This is a genomic window from Pseudoalteromonas sp. APAL1, assembly GCF_021532475.1.
Classification (GTDB): domain Bacteria; phylum Pseudomonadota; class Gammaproteobacteria; order Enterobacterales; family Alteromonadaceae; genus Pseudoalteromonas; species Pseudoalteromonas lipolytica_C.
The window spans coordinates 1-17,502 of sequence record NZ_JAKGAW010000065.1; the positions used below are offsets into that span (position 1 = coordinate 1).

15 protein-coding genes and 4 tRNA genes are annotated in these 17,502 nt (G+C 41.8%); 7 read left to right on the top strand and 12 right to left on the bottom strand.

Annotated elements, in window-relative coordinates:
* The 5 genes from rsxC to nth all read left to right on the top strand — a co-directional run.
* A partial coding sequence (rsxC, locus tag L1264_RS19775; RefSeq protein ID WP_235404460.1) for an electron transport complex subunit RsxC occupies window positions 1-1,721 on the top strand: 1,721 nt, incomplete at its 5' end.
* A complete protein-coding gene (gene rsxD / locus L1264_RS19780; protein ID WP_199526223.1) occupies window positions 1,718-2,773 on the top strand; it encodes an electron transport complex subunit RsxD in 1,056 nt (351 codons plus the stop codon). The genes rsxC and rsxD, both read left to right, overlap by 4 nt.
* Window positions 2,773-3,408 (top strand): electron transport complex subunit RsxG, encoded by a 636-nt coding sequence (gene rsxG / locus L1264_RS19785; RefSeq protein ID WP_199526222.1) that lies wholly within the window; start codon window positions 2,773-2,775, stop codon window positions 3,406-3,408. The genes rsxD and rsxG overlap by 1 nt, the downstream gene beginning before the upstream one ends.
* Window positions 3,408-4,106 carry an electron transport complex subunit E gene (locus L1264_RS19790; protein WP_105175132.1) on the top strand — a complete coding sequence of 233 codons (699 nt, stop codon included), beginning with the start codon at window positions 3,408-3,410 and terminating at the stop codon, window positions 4,104-4,106. The genes rsxG and L1264_RS19790 overlap by 1 nt, the downstream gene beginning before the upstream one ends.
* Before the next feature lie 38 nt (window positions 4,107-4,144).
* On the top strand, window positions 4,145-4,777 hold the full coding sequence (gene nth, locus L1264_RS19795; RefSeq protein WP_235404461.1) for an endonuclease III: 633 nt from the start codon (window positions 4,145-4,147) through the stop codon (window positions 4,775-4,777).
* Between the two features lie 23 nt (window positions 4,778-4,800).
* Here nth and L1264_RS19800 read toward each other — a convergent pair whose 3' ends face one another.
* The 3 genes from L1264_RS19800 to L1264_RS19810 all read right to left on the bottom strand — a co-directional run bounded on the left by L1264_RS19800 (window position 4,801) and on the right by L1264_RS19810 (window position 7,059).
* Window positions 4,801-5,097 carry a type II toxin-antitoxin system RelE/ParE family toxin gene (locus tag L1264_RS19800; RefSeq protein ID WP_138602595.1) on the bottom strand — a complete coding sequence of 99 codons (297 nt, stop codon included), beginning with the start codon at window positions 5,095-5,097 and terminating at the stop codon, window positions 4,801-4,803.
* Window positions 5,098-5,102: 5 nt separating this feature from the next.
* Complete coding sequence (locus tag L1264_RS19805; RefSeq protein WP_199526221.1) at window positions 5,103-5,327, bottom strand: type II toxin-antitoxin system ParD family antitoxin; 225 nt, start codon at window positions 5,325-5,327, stop codon at window positions 5,103-5,105.
* A gap of 196 nt (window positions 5,328-5,523) precedes the next feature.
* A complete protein-coding gene (locus L1264_RS19810) occupies window positions 5,524-7,059 on the bottom strand; it encodes a S10 family peptidase (RefSeq protein WP_199526220.1) in 1,536 nt (511 codons plus the stop codon).
* A gap of 252 nt (window positions 7,060-7,311) precedes the next feature.
* Between L1264_RS19810 and L1264_RS19815 the strand changes: the two genes are divergently transcribed.
* Window positions 7,312-9,219, top strand: a complete 1,908-nt coding sequence (locus tag L1264_RS19815; RefSeq protein WP_054553700.1) for an aminotransferase class V-fold PLP-dependent enzyme — start codon at window positions 7,312-7,314, stop codon at window positions 9,217-9,219.
* 219 nt (window positions 9,220-9,438) lie between these two features.
* The gene (gene gloA / locus L1264_RS19820; RefSeq protein WP_054553771.1) at window positions 9,439-9,837 is read left to right on the top strand and encodes a lactoylglutathione lyase; all 399 of its coding nucleotides are present in this window, start codon (window positions 9,439-9,441) and stop codon (window positions 9,835-9,837) included.
* A 14-nt stretch (window positions 9,838-9,851) separates the two neighbouring features.
* Here gloA and L1264_RS19825 read toward each other — a convergent pair whose 3' ends face one another.
* The 9 genes from L1264_RS19825 to L1264_RS19865 all read right to left on the bottom strand — a co-directional run bounded on the left by L1264_RS19825 (window position 9,852) and on the right by L1264_RS19865 (window position 17,369).
* Window positions 9,852-12,089, bottom strand: a complete 2,238-nt coding sequence (locus tag L1264_RS19825) for a HAMP domain-containing hybrid sensor histidine kinase/response regulator (protein ID WP_235404463.1) — start codon at window positions 12,087-12,089, stop codon at window positions 9,852-9,854.
* Entirely contained in the window at window positions 12,086-13,249 is a 1,164-nt protein-coding gene (locus tag L1264_RS19830) for a sugar ABC transporter substrate-binding protein (protein ID WP_135925409.1), read from the bottom strand. Before L1264_RS19830 ends, L1264_RS19825 begins: the two co-directional genes overlap by 4 nt.
* Window positions 13,250-13,316: 67 nt before the next feature.
* Window positions 13,317-14,465, bottom strand: coding sequence for an ABC transporter permease (locus L1264_RS19835; protein ID WP_199526233.1), 1,149 nt, complete (start codon window positions 14,463-14,465; stop codon window positions 13,317-13,319).
* Between the two features lie 2 nt (window positions 14,466-14,467).
* A complete protein-coding gene (locus tag L1264_RS19840; protein ID WP_138558601.1) occupies window positions 14,468-15,394 on the bottom strand; it encodes an ABC transporter ATP-binding protein in 927 nt (308 codons plus the stop codon).
* A complete protein-coding gene (locus tag L1264_RS19845; RefSeq protein ID WP_138558602.1) occupies window positions 15,391-16,338 on the bottom strand; it encodes an HlyD family secretion protein in 948 nt (315 codons plus the stop codon). Before L1264_RS19845 ends, L1264_RS19840 begins: the two co-directional genes overlap by 4 nt.
* Window positions 16,339-16,653: 315 nt before the next feature.
* Window positions 16,654-16,729, bottom strand: a tRNA-Glu gene (locus L1264_RS19850).
* 167 nt (window positions 16,730-16,896) lie between these two features.
* A tRNA-Glu gene (locus L1264_RS19855) sits at window positions 16,897-16,972 on the bottom strand.
* 167 nt (window positions 16,973-17,139) lie between these two features.
* A tRNA-Glu gene (locus L1264_RS19860) sits at window positions 17,140-17,215 on the bottom strand.
* Window positions 17,216-17,293: 78 nt separating this feature from the next.
* Window positions 17,294-17,369, bottom strand: a tRNA-Glu gene (locus tag L1264_RS19865).
* Between the last annotated feature and the right edge of the window lie 133 nt (window positions 17,370-17,502).

Here is a 17,502-nt window from a genome sequence, read left to right on the forward strand (position 1 = left end):
TCATAGTGCAAACAGTGCCAACGGTTTACCCTTCTGGCGGTGAAAAACAGCTAATTAAACTGCTAACGGGCAAAGAAGTCCCAAGTGGAAGTATTCCTGCCGATATTGGTATGTTGGTGCAAAATGTCGGTACTTTGTTTGCGGTAAATCAAGCCGTAAATGAAGGTAAACCTCTGATTGAACGCGTGGTGACAGTAACGGGTAACACCATTCATAAACAGGGTAATGTGTGGGCTTTACTAGGCACCGAAATAAAACATTTATTAGATTGCCAAGGCTTTTCGCCAGTTCCACAGCAACGTGTGGTTATGGGCGGTCCAATGATGGGCTTTACCTTACCAACCGTGCGCATTGGTGTCGTTAAAACCACAAACTGTATTTTAGCACCAGATCACCAAGAGCTTGCTGAGCCGGGTGATGAAAAAGCCTGTATTCGTTGTAGTGCCTGTGCTGACGCCTGCCCTGCTTCATTATTACCTCAGCAATTACAATGGTTTGCTAAGTCTAAAGAATACGACAAACTCAACGAGCACAATTTATTCGATTGTATCGAATGTGGTGCCTGTGCTTATGTATGCCCAAGCGAAATCCCCTTGGTGCAGTACTATCGCGTTGCTAAAGCTGAAATAAAAGAGCAGCAAGCAGAGCAAATTAAAGCAGAGCGAGCAAAAGAACGTTTTGAAGCACGTAAAGAGCGCTTAGAGCGCGAACAAGAAGAGCGTCAAAACCGCCATAAACGTAAGCCGGCTGCTAAGTCAGATGGCGAAAAACAAAAAGTGGCCGATGCACTCGCCCGAGTTAAATCTAAATCTGATGATAAAGACAGTAAGTCAGCTGTCGCTGCAGCTATTGCCCGTGCGAAAGCGAAAAAGCAAGGTGCTGAGCTTGAGCCTGATAACTCTGAAGTAGCTAAAGAGCGTGCAGCGCGTAAAGAACAAGCACGTAAATACAAAGAGCAAAAAGCACTAGAGCAAGGTGAAGAAAGCGTCGATAAAGATGATAAAAAATCAGCTGTCGCTGCCGCTATTGCCCGTGCTAAAGCAAAAAAAGCCGCGCAAGCTACAGAAGAAAACGTTTCTGCTGAAACTGACGCTGCGCCAAAAGATGACAAAAAAGCTGCTGTTGCAGCTGCAATCGCTCGAGCCAAAGCGAAAAAAGCCGCACAAGCTACTAAAAATCAAACTGAAGCTGAAGAAGAAGCAACACCTGTCGATGACAAAAAAGCCGCTGTTGCAGCTGCAATCGCTCGTGCCAAAGCGAAAAAAGCGGCGCAAGCTGCTGAAAATCAAACTGAAGCTGAAGAAGATAGCGCACCAGTAGATGATAAGAAAGCTGCTGTTGCTGCCGCCATTGCCCGCGCTAAAGCAAAAAAAGCCGCTAAAGAGCAAACAAACAGTGACGATTCATCACAGCAACTTGATGATTCAAGCGATGAGGCTGATTCAAAGCCGCAATCTGATGCCCCTGAATCTAGCGAAGATAAGAAAAAGGCTACTGTTGCCGCTGCTATTGCCCGCGCTAAAGCGAAAAAAGCCGCGAAAGAGCAAGCGCAGAGTGACGAATCATCAGAACAACTTGATGACTCAAGCGATACGGATGATTCAAAGCCGCAGGTTGATGAACCTGAGTCTAGCGAAGATAAGAAAAAAGCAGCGGTCGCTCGTGCCATTGCAAGAGCTAAAGCGAAAAAGTTACAACAAGAAGGAAACGATAAGTCATGAAACTAACCATGGCGAGTTCGCCGCATAATCATAGCCATAAATCATTAAGCCGATTAATGATGACAGTGATTGCTGCGTGTATTCCAGGCTTAATCGCGCAAGTTTTCTTTTTTGGTAGCGCTGTTTTAATTCAGCTTGTTCTCGCGCTAATTACAGTTAGCGCCTGTGAAGCCGCTGTATTGATGCTTCGTAAACGCAAAGTTTGGCCAACACTCAGTGATGGTAGTGCGTGGTTAACAGGCGTATTACTGGCGTTGAGTATTCCGCCTTTAGCGCCTTGGTGGATCATCGTAATTGGCTGTCTCTTTGCAATTGTTATTGTAAAACAGCTTTATGGCGGCCTTGGCTTTAACTTATTTAACCCTGCTATGGCAGCTTATGTATTACTACTTGTATCGTTTCCGGTGCAAATGACCAGCTGGTTACCTGTGAGTGATTTACTTGCATCTCCGATCAGCTTCTCACAACAGCTGTCTGTTATTTTCAATGGTTTTACCAGCGCTGGATTTAGTGTCGATCAGTTACGTGTAGCGATTGATGGCACAACCATGGCAACACCACTTGATACCGTTAAAACAGATGTCGCCCATCACCTAACGGTGGCTGAGAGTATGAGTAAGCCTCTTTTTAATGACTGGTTTGGCCTTGGTTGGGGCTGGGTTAACCTCGGCTTTTTAGTCGGTGGTCTTTATTTATTAAAAGCTAAAATCATTAACTGGCATATCCCTGTGAGCTTTTTAGCCTCATTAGCAGTGTGCAGTGGTATTGGTTATATCGCAGCCCCGGGCACAGAGCCAGGCGTGGTATTTCACTTATTCAGTGGTGCGACCATGTTAGGTGCATTTTTTATTGCTACCGATCCGGTTTCTGCATCAACAACAAATAGAGGCCGTCTAATTTACGGCGCGTTAATTGGTCTGCTTGTTTACTTAATTCGTACTTTTGGTGGTTACCCTGATGCAGTAGCATTTAGTGTATTGCTATTAAATATGGCAGTGCCATTAATTGATTACTATACGCAACCACGTACTTACGGCCATGGAGTGAAATAATGATCCTTTCCTCAATGACTAAAAATGGCGCTATTCTTACCGCATTTGCGCTCATTACCACAGGCACTGTAGCCCTGACTCATAGCCTGACTGCTGAGCGTATTGAAGAGCAAGAAAAGCAACAACTTGCAGAGCAGCTGCAACAAGTACTTGATGCCCATCATTACGACAATCAACTTTACAAAGATTGTGTTGTGATCACCGATGAGCGCCTTGGGCCACGTCCAGATCAAGTTATTTACCGCGCCTACAAAGACAATAAACCGTATGCTTTAGTGATGCGCCATGTTACCCCAAGTGGTTATAGCGGCGATATCAACTTATTAACGGCGGTTTTTGCCAATGGTGAAATAGCGGGTGTTCGTGTCACTAAACACGAAGAAACACCGGGCCTTGGCGATAAAGTTGAGGTCAAAAAATCAGACTGGATCACCCTTTTTAAAGGGCAAAATGTACTTTCTGAAGATGACAGCCGCTGGGCTGTTAAAAAAGATGGTGGCCAATTTGATCAATTTACAGGTGCAACCATTACACCGCGTGCTGTTGTCGGCTCGGTTAAACAAGCTGTGCTGTTTGCCCGAGCTGAATTTGATAATCTGTTTGCTGCACCAAACATCTGTCAAGGAGCCAAGTAATGAGCCAAGTTAAAACCTTATTTAAAGATGGTATGTGGGCTAATAACCCTGCCCTTGTGCAGTTATTAGGCTTATGCCCGCTACTTGCTGTTACTTCTACGATAACCAATGCATTAGGCCTAGGTTTAGCGACGTTATTAGTACTGGTTGGTTCTAACGTCACCGTATCGATTGTGCGAAACTGGGTGCCTAAAGATATTCGTATTCCTGTTTTTGTGATGATTATCGCAGGCTTTGTAACGATAGTTCAGCTAATGATGAATGCCTATACATTTGGGCTTTATCAATCATTAGGGATTTTTATTCCACTGATTGTTACCAACTGTGCCATTATCGGTCGCGCAGAAGCATTCGCTTCTAAAAATACGGTGCCACTTTCAGCCTTTGACGGCCTGATGATGGGGCTTGGCTTTATGTTAGTTTTAGTGGTGCTAGGGGCAATGCGAGAGCTTATTGGTCAAGGTACGCTATTTGATGGCGCCGATTTATTATTAGGACCATGGGCCGCAGCACTTCGAATTGAAGTATTCAGTTTTGATAACCAATTTTTATTAGCAATCTTACCACCGGGTGCCTTTTTAGGACTTGGTTTACTGATTGCTGCAAAAAATGTCATTGATACACAAATAAAATCTAAGCAAGTTGTTACTCCAGAAGTAGAAAAAGGCCCAAGAGCCCGAGTAACAAGTTTAACTTAAAGGAGAGCACGCACCGTCACTGCGTGCTTTACGCCACCATGAATAAAGAAAAACGCTATGAGATCTTATCTCGTCTTCGTGAGCAAAACCCGCACCCAGAAACAGAGCTTGAATATTCAAGCCCGTTTGAATTATTAGTTGCGGTTACCTTATCAGCACAAGCTACAGATGTGGGTGTTAATAAAGCAACCCGTAAGCTATTCCCTGTTGCTAACACGTCTCAAGCGATTCTTGATTTAGGCCTTGAAGGCCTTCGCGATTACATCAAGACCATTGGTTTGTTTAATTCTAAAGCCAATAATGTCTATAAAATGTGTGAAATTCTGGTCAATAAACATAACTCAGAAGTACCCGAGAATCGTGAAGCACTCGAAGCATTACCCGGTGTTGGCAGAAAGACCGCGAATGTTGTTTTAAACTGTGCCTTTGGCTGGCCTACTATTGCCGTAGACACGCATATTTTCCGCGTTTCTAACCGCACTAAGTTTGCTATGGGTAAAGATGTAGTTGCTGTAGAACAAAAACTAGAAAAAGTGGTACCTAAAGAATTTAAAGTCGATGTGCATCATTGGTTGATTCTTCACGGCCGTTATGTGTGTACTGCTCGTAAACCTAAATGCGGCAGTTGCATTATCGAAGATTTGTGTGAGTTTAAAGAGAAGACAGAGTAATTAAGTATTATTGCGGACCTGCATTAGCTTGTTAGGTGTAGTTGAACCTTCATTTGTTGATGCAGAATTCTCACAATGAAAATATCGTTGGCTCTTTTTTTAAAAAAGATGTAGTGCTTTCTAAATATATACCGAGAATATCCTGGCTTGATATCGCTAACATCTTGAGCAAGGCTCGGCTCAGTAGACAAAGCCATTAGCGTTTCATGAATTCCAATTAAATAGTTTTCTGCTTGAGAAACACCGAATTCAATTTCGGTGTACTGAAAAATACGCTCCAAGTCATACTGAGCTTTGTTAGAGAGAATATATTTAGCCATTCGCTTTAAGTTTTGTTTTTGGATTTGGATATAATATCTAAAACCGTTAACTTACTCTCACCACTTAGCTCACCCTCTACTAATGCCATTCTAATAGCATCTTTTTCACTCTGATTATGGCGGATCAAATCGCGGATATAATCACTTGCATTTGAGAATCGACCTGACTCAACTTGGGCATCAATCCATGAGCGCATTTCATCTGGAATAGAGATATTTAAAGTTGCCATAGTTAATTCCTATATATTTACAGTCTTTGATTATGGCAGATATTGGCAAACTTTAGCAACAAATATGGTCGATGTGCACCAATGGTTAATCCTTGAAAGGCGCTATATCTGCAAAGTTCTTAACCTTTTATAGCATACCATAAGCACACTTTGCGCATTGTGCCAAACACAAGGTTTGGCACGATAATCCTAGCCATTATCGCTGGTTTTGGCTCACCTGCTTTTTAATAAACTCTCGCGTATCATTTAACAACGATACTCTTGCTGGTTCGTGAACATACATCATGTGACCACCGTGATAATAGTGATAGTCAATTTTATCAGCGTATATACCGTGTCTGTTTAAGGTGTATTCTGCATCAAAAAATGGCGTGACAATATCGTAATACCCTGAGGCAACCATCACTTTCATTTGCGGATTACTGCGAAGCACATAATTTAAATCTGGCGCGGTATTGACGTATCTTGGCTCCCATCCTTGTCCATCAGGAGCAGTACGCCAGCGCCAGTTATCTGATAACTCAGGGTCGCCAGGGTTTAAGTATTTTCTTTTCCACTGTACGTTTAAATCTGTACGCATGTATTTCATCAGTGCCGCTTTATATGCAGGCCCTATCACTTTAGACGCATCTTGCTTAGGAGCCGCTGTTAAATCGTCTCTTTCATCAAGCTTATAGCGTCCATCAAGCAAGCCTACTGCGACACCCTCATCACGCAATAACTCTTTAGCGAATCTAAAGGCGTTAATACGTAAATCAACCTGCTCAATATATTGTTTGCTTAGCCCTGTATAACGGTGAAGACCGTCAACAATTCGCGTTCTGTCAGCTTTACTAAGGGCATTACCCTTAAATAATGCTGGTAGTAATTCATCAACTGCAAATTGTCGGCTCGCATCTATAAAGGCTTCAAAATTTCCTGATGTGTCTACTTTTTTATGATACCAAGCAGTTGCAGCAAGTGTGGGTATGTAGGTGATGTAAGAAATGATGTTGTCATCAACATAAGGGCTTGAACCTTGATAGTCTAAAGCTTGCGACACAAAAATAATGCCATTTACATTAATCAGGTGTTTATCCATAAGTACTTTAGAAACAGCAGCTGCTCGAGTTGTCCCATAGCTCTCTCCCAATAAAAATACGGGTGCATTCCAGCGATTTTCTTTTGTTAGCCACTGGGCAATAAAATCAGCGATAGAAGATGCATCTTCTTTCAAGCCCCAAAATGCTTTGCTCTCAGTGTCACCTAAAGCGCGCGAGTAACCTGTACCAACAGGGTCCACAAACACCATATCAGTCACATCAAGTATCGTCTCAGGCGCATCTTTTAATTCGTAAGGAGCCAATCCAGGAGCCGTTGCATCGCTTGGTACCACGACTCGTTTCGGACCATAAGCGCCCATATGTAGCCAATTAGACGATGAGCCCGGACCACCATTCCAGATAAATGTGACGGGTCTATTTTTGTTGTCGTCTGCGGCTAGGTAATCAAACGAAAAGATAGCAGCAGTTGGCTCTTCGTTTTTGTTTAATAAATAAGTTTCACCGGCTACAGCTTTGTATTTTAGCTTTTTGCCATTGAAAGTGCCTTTATGCTGGGTCACAAATTTAGTGGCTTCGGGTATCGACTTTTTATTGTTTGAATCTGAGACTTCATCTGCATTAACTGCGTTCGTACAAAACGCAAACAATGTAGAGATGACTACAGTTTTGAAATTGGCAACATATGCCATGTTTTATTCTCCCTAGCATGTTTATCTTTATTTTTATCTGTATCTGGCTTGAGTGGTTTTATCGCTGAGTGCTCAATTAACCTTTTACTTAGGCATTACTTTTACAGTAAGAACATGTAATTTCAACTATCTGCGATTAACACGAAAAAAGTATAATCAGTTTCGGAACAAAAAATATCAGCGTAATCATTTCACAAGCTTCCATCCTTTCGTTATGCTGTTGAGTAATGTGAATTTTTTATATGAGTTGCTATGTTACCTTTACTTCGTATCTTGTTAATTGAACAAGATCCTGCCACCTTAAAAGAGCTTTCAACGAACCTAGAAAAAACAATCCCTAATTTTGAGCGAAGTGATGTTGATATCGACATTATTGAGTGCATAGAGCTCAAGCAGGCGTTGAAATATGTAGAGGAAGATGGCGATATTCAAGCTGTGGTACTTAGTTGGGATGTACTGAACAATGGCGAGCGCACCTATAGCCGTTTTATCGAGCAATTAAAAGGCATACGCCTAGAACTGCCTGTTTATGTTATTGGTGACGATACGAAAGGCTTGGAGATAGTTAACGAGTCAGAAGAAATTGAATCTTTCTTTTTTAAAGATGAGGTCATTTCAGACCCTGAAGCTATTTTGGGCTATATGATCAATGACTTTGATGATCGTTCAGAAACGCCATTTTGGACCGCCTACCGTCGTTATGTGGGTGAATCGAACGATTCATGGCACACACCTGGTCACAGTGGCGGTGCTAGCTTTAGAAATTCTCCGTATATTAAAGACTTTTATCAGTTTTATGGCCGTAACGTATTTGTTGGCGACCTATCGGTTTCTGTCGACTCGCTTGGCTCACTGTCTGACAGCACCAACACCATAGGCCGCTCTCAAGAATCAGCTGCGGCGACATTTGAAGTAAAACATACCTACTTTGTTACCAATGGTTCATCGACTTCAAATAAGATTATTTTGCAAACTTTACTGCGTAAAGGCGATAAGGTGATCATCGACCGAAACTGCCATAAATCAGTACATTATGGCATTTTGCAATCGGCTAGTTTACCTATTTACTTATCGAGTATTTTAAACCCTAAATATGGTATCTTCGCGCCCCCTTCACTGGCTGACATCAAGCAAGCGATTGAACAAAATAGCGATGCTAAATTACTGGTTTTAACTGGCTGTACCTACGATGGTCTGCTTAGCGATTTAAAACAAGTAGTGGAATTTGCGCATCAGCACGGTATTAAAGTGTTTATCGACGAAGCGTGGTTTGCTTACTCGCTTTTCCACCCGAGCTTACGACACTATTCGGCTATTAATGCTGGCGCAGATTATGTTACCCATTCGGCACATAAAGTGGTTTCAGCGTTCTCTCAGGCGTCTTATATTCATGTTAACGACCCTGATTTCGATGCCGATTTCTTCCGTGAGATCTACAGTATTTACGCCAGTACTTCTCCAAAATATCAACTCATTGCTTCGCTGGATGTATGCCAAAAGCAATTAGAAATGGAAGGTTATAAATTACTAAATGCCCTGCTGAATCACGTTGCAGAGTTTAAGCAGCAAATGGCTTCACTCAAACATATAAAAGTGCTCGATAAGCAAGATTTCATGGATATATTCCCTCACTTTAGTGGCGATAACATGGGTCACGACCCACTGAAGATCCTCATCGATATTAGTGAGTTACCTTATTCATTAAAGGATATTCATAAGTTTCTATTAGATGAAATTGGCCTTGAAATCGAAAAATATACGCACAGCACCATTTTAGTTTTACTGACTCTTGGCGGCACGCGCTCGAAGATCATTCGCCTTTACAATGCGCTGAAGAAACTCGATAGCGGTAAAGTAAAACTCGCCACTTCAATGAGACGAACACGCTTACCAGAGAATCTACCCGCTATAGACTTAGCCTGTATTCCTAGTGATGCGTTTTATGGCGAACGTGAGTCTGTGCCGATCAGTAAAAGTAACAACCGAATTTGTGCCGGATTAGTCACGCCTTATCCTCCTGGTATCCCACTGTTAGTGCCGGGGCAACATATCACTAATGAGCATATCGAATACCTTAAAGAGTTGGCGGGACAAGGTCTGACAATTCAAGGGAGCTTTGATGGCGAAATTTATGTACTTAAAGGTAAAGTGAAAAGCTAAGCTTTCGCTTATACAGCAAATACCTCATTGTTATGCAGCAATCCCTATTCATTGCTGCATAACATCACCCTTTTCATAGCAAACGCTTTATGCTTTGTCTCAATGCTACTGTGCAAGCAATCGAAATATCTTATAATCCATTTTCAATAATTTTAATGCACAGCCATACTGCGCTATTAGAATTGTACGAATTTAAAGACAAGAAAGAGGATGCTTAAAATGCGCTTATTACACACAATGCTTCGCGTTGCTGATTTAGATAAATCAATTGAATTTTATACGCAGGTATTAGGTATGAAAGAGCTGCGCCGTGCAGACAACGAAGAGTACCGCTACACCCTTGCTTTTGTCGGTTATGGTGACGAAAAAGATTCGACTGTGCTTGAGCTTACTTATAACTGGGATACAGACAGCTATGATTTGGGTAATGCATACGGTCATATTGCTATCGAGTTTGATGATATTTATAAAGCCTGCGAAGACATTAAAGCTGCTGGCGGTAATGTGAGCCGAGAGCCGGGTCCAGTAAAAGGCGGCACAACTGAAATCGCATTTGTTAAAGACCCAGATGGTTATGCGATTGAGTTAATTCAGAAAAAAGATAACAACACTTTTTGATATATAAATACTGGCTATTTCAGCGATTGCTGAGATAGCCACTTTGCGAGTACTTTTTCTAGTTCAGCAAAATTAATTGGCTTTGCGATATGATCGCTAATACCAACTTTTGCGCTTGTTTCGATGTCGTCTTTCATTGCATTGGCACTGATGGCAATAATCGGCGTATTAAAATCTGCCCTTGCAAGTAAATTTTTGCTGGCAGTTAAGCCATCCATCACCGGCATTTGAATATCCATTAAAATCAGTGCGTAATCCTGCGTTAGAGTTTTTTCACAAGCAATTTGACCGTTTTCGGCCAATTCATAATTTAGACCTAATTGAGTTAAATACTTAGTAATAACAATTTGGTTAATCGGGTTATCTTCAGCAATTAATATTGGCTTGCTGACCGCTTTAAAATCGAACTGAGTGTCTTCATCAGGTTGGTGTACTTTTGCGTTAGCGTCCTGTGGGTTTAGTGATTTAAAATTAACATTAATCTTAAACTCGGTGCCTTTACCAAGTTCACTAACAATAGCAATAGTGCCTCCCATTAAATCAATCATTCCTTTACTAATGGCAAGCCCAAGACCGGTCCCTCCATATTCACGAGTGGTACTACTTTGCGCTTGTACAAAGGGATTAAACAGGGCCGTTATTTTATCTTCAGCGATACCTATACCTGTATCTTTTACCGATAACACAACGGCTGTTTGGTGTTCATCTCGGCTTTGCAGAGTAAGCGAAAGAACGATCTCCCCTTGATTGGTAAACTTAACGGCGTTAGAGAGCAAGTTAATCAGCACTTGTTTGACGCGTATTTCATCACATTCTACATTCAGCGATTGTAATGAGGAGACCTCGAGCCGGCAGCCAACCCCTTTGGCATCACAACTCGGTTTAAATAGTAAGATAAGGTCATGGCAAAGCGCGACTAAATCACATTGTCGCGACTCGAGCTCTATTTTATTGGCCTCTATTTTTGAAAAGTCGAGAATATCGTTAATCACGGTTAATAACACATCACTACAGTTATTTATTTGCCTTACAAACTCTGCTTGCTCTTGTGTTAGCGTGCTTTTGTTGAGTAGCTGCAAAAAGCCCACAATACCATTCATCGGAGTGCGTATTTCATGGCTCATATTGGCTAAAAATTGGCTTTTAACTTGCTCAGAACGCTCAGCTCGAAGCTTTTCTAATTGCAACGAAGTAATTTGTATATCAATGGTATCAGCCATGCTGCTGAGCGAATCTGCAATATCTTTAAACTCTTGATAATGAAAATCGTCTGTATCTTGTTTGTAATTACCTAATGCATATTCACGGCTAAGAGCAGTAATACGATTTAGCGGGTTATGGAGTCGTGCCGTCAACCAACGCACTAAGAAAAATGAAATGATAGAGAGTCCTACAATTAACAACCCTGCTAATATGGCCGTTTGCTTTACAGCGCTGGTGTAAGCAGTTTTTGCTTCATTTATTTGGAACTGTAAACTGGTTAGCTTACCTTTATAATAAACATTACTGATTGAGGCCTGCTCCATTAATTTGCCGTAATCGCCAGCATCACCCACACTATATAAAATGTTTTCTTGTGCTGAAATTTGTACTTGCTTACCCGCTTGATAAACCGGTTGCTCATTATGTATAGCAAGCCACTTTAACGCCTCTGATAAAGGCACAAAAGATACTAATACGCCCGTTTTAATTATTGGCTCACTGAGAGAATCTTGCTCATGTAGCAAGGTAGATGTAATAGCCAGTAAGGCATTTTGTGTTGCCTGTAGAGGTGCGAGTAGCTCAGTGACTTGTGGATTATCGATAATTTGAATTGTGTTTTGCTCTGTTGATGCTTGAGCGCTGTCGAGAATACTTTTTGTGAGTTTGTAATTCAAATTTAAAGAGCTAATCGGATAACCTTCAACAATAAACCCTTGATTATCAATTATTATCGAGGCTTTTATCTGTGGATTTTGGGCAACAAACTCTTTTAGCAGCACAAGCGCAAACTGTGAGTACACCACTTTATTGGGCAGTTCAGTAATCGCCTTAGTGCTACTAAGCAATTGACTGTTTTTCTCTAGTTTGAATAGTAGCTGCTCGAGGCTGGCCGCATTATTTCTAGCTTGCCACTGTAAACTGGTGTTGGCTTGATCAATCGAGCTTAAATAGAAACGCCCTATCATCAAACCTGCAAGAATAAATAAGGGAATAATGACCAGTAGTAAAACACTGATAAACAAAGCGCGACTAAAGCGTGGACTACTCATTCATTCCCTTCATTGGCAATCGAGCGCTCTGCCAACCCTTGCATAAAAAGCCCCGCTTGCTCAGCTGTTAAGGCACCACTACCATAACGAATAAAGCCTTTATTCAAAACCTCCCACACGATGATCATAGATGCGGTAGAGGGCATAGGTTTTGTGAATTGTATGGCATCAGTTAAGGTTGATAACTCTGTGCCTTGTTGTGCTTTTAGGTTATTTAAAACCTCAATGTTAATTGGAATATCTTGAAGCTTTTGCCAAACCAGTGTTTGGAATTTTTCTGCTTGAACCAATTTAGCAAATTTAAATAAGCTTTCTTTATTTGCCCCGTTTAAGCCATCGTTTGGAAACGCCAGTACAAAGGTAGAGTAATAAGGCTGCATATACTCACCATTGAGTTTAGGTAACTGTTGCATCCCTAAATTATCACCAAGCGTCTGTTCATACGTTTTTAATGCCCATGCACCATCAATGGTGAAGGCGGCTTGCTGCGCTTTAAATGCATTATTTGAGCAAGTGTAATCGCACTGTCTATCAACCAGGTTTTGTTTATTTAAATCCCAAACAAATTTGAGAGCAGATTGCATTGCTGGGGTGTTTAACTGAACCTGATTATCTATAATTAGGTCACCATTAAAAGCCGATAAAAACGGAATAAACCAGTACATTTCCATAAAACTCCATGTAACAAGTTTAACCTCTTCAGGCAAGGATGATTGGAAACTATATATATCCTGCCAGTTTTCTATTGGCTCTTTAACAAACTGCTTATTATAAAAAAGTAACAGGTGATTGCCTTGAATGATGGGTATACCTAAGAGCTTATTGTTTAGCTTTGCAGTTTCTAAGGTTCGCTTGTCTGTGGTGTCAGCTATGAGTGAGTCTGGGATAACGCTATAGTTGGCATATTTATCAAGGCCTAAATGATCAGCGGGTACAATAATTACATCTGTTGATGTGCTGGTACTGGCATTTTGTACCAACCTTACTTTTAGTTCTTTTTGGTCAACCAAGACGGAATTAACAGTTAAACCACTTTGCTCTGCGAACTCACTAAGCAATTGGTTAAAGTGTTCATGTTTCATGGTATGGGCTAGGTTTATCGTTGCTGAATAGCTATCAAACGTCACTATTAGCATCGCCATCCAAAATACTCGCCACACGCTAACATCTACTTAAAAAGAGTGAAATTACCCTTTAGTTAAGCACATATGCAGTAAGTTGCCTAGCTTAATCAAGGGTTTTCTTAAACCTAAATGCAGCCACAGCTAAACCCAAAATAGTAAAGACTGAAAGCCAAATTAAGTCATTACTCATGCTTATTAGGTTAACCTCTTTTAGCACTATCCCTCTTATTAGCCTTAAATAGTGCGTTGCAGGTAAGCATTCTGCAAGCCACTGCGCAACCTTTGGCATGCCTTCATAGGGAAATACAAAACCTGATAATAGAATCGAGGGTAAAAGAATGAAAATTGTCATTTGCATTGCTTGAAGCTGGTTTTTAGCGATGGTCGAAAGCACTAAGCCAAGCACTAAACTGGCACATATAAAAGCAAAGGTTGCGACAACCAATGCAACTAATCCACCCCCAAAAGGAATATGAAACAAGACCTTGCCCATGCCTAAAATAATAAATAACTGAATAAAACCAATAAAGATATAAGGCACTACTTTACCAATCATCAATTCAAGTGAGCTTAAAGGTAAGGTGATTAAAAGCTCCATATTACCTCGCTCTTGCTCTTTAACTATGGCAGCAGAGGTAAACATAATCATCGTCATGGTTAAAATGACAGCAGCTAAACCTGGCACAATATTAACCGCTGAGCGCTGCTCTGGGTTATAAAATAAGGTTGTCTCAAAGGTTGGGTAAGTTCTATTCGCAGGTTTATCGAGAAGCTCTGCAAGCGGCATATTGCGCAGTGATTTTATGCTCGACGCGACCATTGTATCTGAGCCATCAACTAACCAATGCGCAATTGGCCTGACTAACGACTCATTACTACCATCAGGTAAACCAAAACCAACGGTTGGGTGCTGAGCAAGTCGGTTTGCCACATCGTGAGGTATAAAGAACACGGCGCGGACTTTCGCACTGGCGATTGCTGTTTGTGCTTGCTCTATACTGTCGTAATAATCTGTCACCTTAACCACATTTGTGGCTGATACTGTTTGTACTAAAATGCGACTGAGCGCGGTTTTACTATGATCGACCACGGCAACAGGGATATCTTTCACGTTGGTGTTAATAGCGTAACCAAATAGAATCAGCTGGATAAGGGGGATCATCACCACCATCGCAAAGGTCATTCTATCGCGGCGTAATTGTAATAATTCTTTGCTTACAATTGCTTTTATCCGGCTTAATGAAGTAATAATTTTCATTGTCTACCCTGCCCTGTACAGGTTACAAATACGTCTTCAAGGCTTGGGCGAACGCTATTTACTTGCCATATATCCTGACAAAATGATTGCTGTTTTATGAACTCAACGGGGTCTTGAACATCTTTTTTTACTAATACTCGCAGCTGTGCACCTAACTGAGTTGCCGAGATAACATGGTCGATTGTTGCGAGTTGTTTTTTTAATTCTCTGGTTTGCGCCCCTGCGATTTCTACTACATGAGCATGCATGTCTGTCATTAATTGCTTTGGTGAGCCATCCGCGCGCTTAATACCTGATTCTAAAATGGCTAAACGATGGCAACGCTCAGCTTCATCCATGTAGTGAGTGGTAACTAATATGGTGGTACCAGCATTACTTAAATCAAACAGTGTTTCCCAAAAGTCACGGCGATTTTGTGGATCGACTGCCGATGTTGGCTCATCAAGAAATAAAATTTTTGGTTTATTAATCACTGCAGCAGCCAATGCTAAGCGCTGTCGTTGGCCCCCACTCATACTTCCGGCCATTTGACTTGCTCTTTGATCAAGGCCGTAGGTGTGAAGTAGTTCGTCTATTCTTTGTTGTTTTTGCTGTTTTTTTAAAGGGTAAAGCGCAGCCATGAATTTGAGGTTTTCAAGCACGGTCAAGTCGCTATAAAGTGAAAACTTTTGCGTCATATAACCAAGTTGTGTTCTGAGCTTTTCAGCATCTTTTGGCAGACTCAAGCCAAGCACATTGATATCACCAGAAGTTGGCTTCAATAACCCGGTAAGCATACGGATTGCAGTCGTTTTACCACAGCCATTTGGGCCTAAAAAGCCATAAATTTGCCCTTGTTCAATGTCTAGATCAAGGTTATCAATCGCTTTTAAATCGCCAAATTGTTTTATCAAACCTTTGGCCTGGATCACCGACTCAGTCATGGCATAACCACTTGAGCAGGTACGCCTGTCGGTAAGTTATTTTCACTTGCGGGTAGTGTTACCTCAGCAAGATACATTAATCGCGCGCGTTCTTCTTGATTTAGGGCATAAAAAGGCGTGAACGCCGGCTCTGTCGCGATCCAGGTCAGTTCGCCCTGAATATTTTTATCTATACCATCGACGCGAACCGTAAGTGTCATGCCCTGATTGAGCTTGGCACGATATGGTTCAGGGATATAAACGCGTGCGTAAGGTGCGCTATTTGCTTGAATAATAACGACTGGGCTGCCTTTGGTAACTCGCTCACCTACGTGCCAAGGTAAATTATCGACTCTGCCAGCACGCATCGCTTTAATTGTCAGATCTGAGAGGTATTTTTGCTGTACTTTTAGTTCTGCTTCTGCCGCCTGAACTTGCGCTTTTGCACTATTAATATCTTCAACGCGAGAACCATTTGTTAGCTCATTTAAGTGCTGCTTTGCTGATTCTAAATTAGCAAAAGTCTCATCTCGTGCAGCGGTTGCACTGTCTAAGGTTTCTTGGCTTGCAAGTTTATCTTTAACTAAGGTTTTTGCACGGCGAAAATTAGCTTCGCTTTGTGTATATGCAGCATTGGCTGCTGCTACTTTGGCTGATGCGGCAGCAACTTCTTCGGGACGAGCACCATTCAAAGTTTTTTCAAGAAATGCAGTGGCTTGAGCTAGTTGTGCTTGTGCTTTGGCGACAATCGCTTGCTGAAGTTCGGCATCAAACTTTGCAATCACCTGCCCTTTTTCGACCAACTGGCCTGCTGAAACGGGTAGTTCTATCAGAATTTCGTTAGTCGTTGCAGGATGGATCACACGCTCACGTTCAAGCGTACCCAGCGCCACTCCCTCATTTGAGTCAGAGCAAGCTGTAATGACTAAAGAAATTAGTATGAGTACAACACGTTTAGCTAACATTTTAATTTCCTTATGGTTAGCTGATGAGTTGCTAAATACTATAAAGTATTAAAATGATCAGTAAAAGTGATCAATAGGAATTAAAGTTTTAGAAATATATGTAGTCTATATCGTAAAGTTATATGGAGAATAAAGAGTATTTATTTGAAAAGGATTTTTTCTACTTGAAATGAGATTAAAAAATATAATCTTGATAACTCGTTAACTTACTTAATTAACGTAAGTTGCGCCCCCAAGAGATTCGTACTCTTGATAACGTCGTGCATAGATTGCGCGGTGTTCACCGTCCCACTACACATAACCTACTTGAATAAGTGGCGTCCCCAAGGGGATTCGAACCCCTGTTACCGCCGTGAAAGGGCGGTGTCCTAGGCCTCTAGACGATGGGGACGCAGAAATTGGTTTGCAAATCATTGATTTGCTATTTCTGCGTAAGATGAGACCGAGCCTGCGAGGCGAATGGCCTTAGCTTAAACAGAAAGTTTCTGTGTCACTAGGACAACTGAATAGTTAAACTCGATTCAGACGAGCTTTTAATAACACAACACTTATAGTAAGTGGCGTCCCCAAGGGGATTCGAACCCCTGTTACCGCCGTGAAAGGGCGGTGTCCTAGGCCTCTAGACGATGGGGACGCAGAAATTGGTTTGCAAATCATTGATTTGCTATTTCTGCGTAAGATGAGACCGAGCCTGCGAGGCGAATGGCCTTAGCTTAAACAGAAAGTTTCTGTGTCACTAGGACAACTGAATAGTTAAACTCGATTCAGACGAGCTTTTAATAACACAACACTTTTAATAAGTGGCGTCCCCAAGGGGATTCGAACCCCTGTTACCGCCGTGAAAGGGCGGTGTCCTAGGCCTCTAGACGATGGGGACACAAAATGTGTCACTAGGACAACTGAATAGTTAGACTCGATTCAGGCGAGCTTTTAATAACACAACACTTATAGTAAGTGGCGTCCCCAAGGGGATTCGAACCCCTGTTACCGCCGTGAAAGGGCGGTGTCCTAGGCCTCTAGACGATGGGGACACAAAATGTGTCACTAGGACAACTGAATAGTTAAACTCGATTCAGACGAGCTTTTAATAACACAACACTTTTAATAAGTGGCGTCCCCAAGGGGATTCGAACCCCTGTTACCGCCGTGAAAGGGCGGTGTCCT

Coding starts and splice junctions, on each gene's coding strand:
- rsxD (WP_199526223.1), top strand. CDS start 1,718: ATGAAACTAACCATGGCGAGTTCGCCGCATAATCATAGCCATAAATCA.
- rsxG (WP_199526222.1), top strand. CDS start 2,773: ATGATCCTTTCCTCAATGACTAAAAATGGCGCTATTCTTACCGCATTT.
- L1264_RS19790 (WP_105175132.1), top strand. CDS start 3,408: ATGAGCCAAGTTAAAACCTTATTTAAAGATGGTATGTGGGCTAATAAC.
- nth (WP_235404461.1), top strand. CDS start 4,145: ATGAATAAAGAAAAACGCTATGAGATCTTATCTCGTCTTCGTGAGCAA.
- L1264_RS19800 (WP_138602595.1), bottom strand. CDS start 5,097: ATGGCTAAATATATTCTCTCTAACAAAGCTCAGTATGACTTGGAGCGT.
- L1264_RS19805 (WP_199526221.1), bottom strand. CDS start 5,327: ATGGCAACTTTAAATATCTCTATTCCAGATGAAATGCGCTCATGGATT.
- L1264_RS19810 (WP_199526220.1), bottom strand. CDS start 7,059: ATGGCATATGTTGCCAATTTCAAAACTGTAGTCATCTCTACATTGTTT.
- L1264_RS19815 (WP_054553700.1), top strand. CDS start 7,312: ATGTTACCTTTACTTCGTATCTTGTTAATTGAACAAGATCCTGCCACC.
- gloA (WP_054553771.1), top strand. CDS start 9,439: ATGCGCTTATTACACACAATGCTTCGCGTTGCTGATTTAGATAAATCA.
- L1264_RS19825 (WP_235404463.1), bottom strand. CDS start 12,089: ATGAGTAGTCCACGCTTTAGTCGCGCTTTGTTTATCAGTGTTTTACTA.
- L1264_RS19840 (WP_138558601.1), bottom strand. CDS start 15,394: ATGACTGAGTCGGTGATCCAGGCCAAAGGTTTGATAAAACAATTTGGC.
- L1264_RS19845 (WP_138558602.1), bottom strand. CDS start 16,338: ATGTTAGCTAAACGTGTTGTACTCATACTAATTTCTTTAGTCATTACA.